Source organism: Mycobacterium mantenii, assembly GCF_001667865.1.
GTDB classification, from domain to species: Bacteria; Actinomycetota; Actinomycetes; order Mycobacteriales; family Mycobacteriaceae; genus Mycobacterium; species Mycobacterium mantenii_A.
In genome coordinates, this window is record NZ_LZJP01000099.1 from 1 (window position 1) to 580 (window position 580).

At 67.6% G+C, this 580-nt stretch carries 1 protein-coding gene; it reads left to right on the forward strand.

All coding sequences use genetic code 11. The features are described from left to right. Nucleotides 1-580 (forward strand): ATP-binding cassette domain-containing protein (locus A5688_RS17435; RefSeq protein WP_120312557.1); only part of this gene is annotated, 580 nt, incomplete at both ends.

The window sequence follows — 580 nt, forward strand, 5'->3', positions numbered from 1 at the left end:
CCAAGATGTTCCAGGCGCTGTTGCCGTCGCGCTCCGGTTCGATTCAGAAGCCGGCCGGGTCGCAAACCATCGGCCGGGCCACCGACAACGACATCGTCATCCAGGACGTCCTGGCCTCGCGCCATCACGCCTTCCTGCTCCAGACGCCGCTGGGCACCGAGATCCGCGACGCGCACAGCGTGAACGGAACCTTCGTCAACGGCGTCCGGGTCGGCTCGGCGGTGCTGACCGAGGGTGACGTGGTCACCATCGGCAACGTCGACCTGGTGTTCACCGGCGACAGCCTGGTGCGGCGGACCGAGGCGGCGTCGCGGACCGGCGGGCTGGAGGTCAACTCCGTCTGCTACACCGTCGACCACGGCAAGCAGCTGCTCGACCACATCTCGCTGACCGCCAGGCCCGGGACGCTGACCGCCATCATCGGTGGCTCGGGTGCCGGCAAGACCACGCTGTCGCGCCTGATCGTCGGCTATACCAGCCCGACGTCGGGCAATGTGACCTTCGAGGGCCACAACATCCACACCGAGTACGCGTCCATGCGAAGCAGGATCGGGATGGTCCCGCAGGACGACGTGGTGCA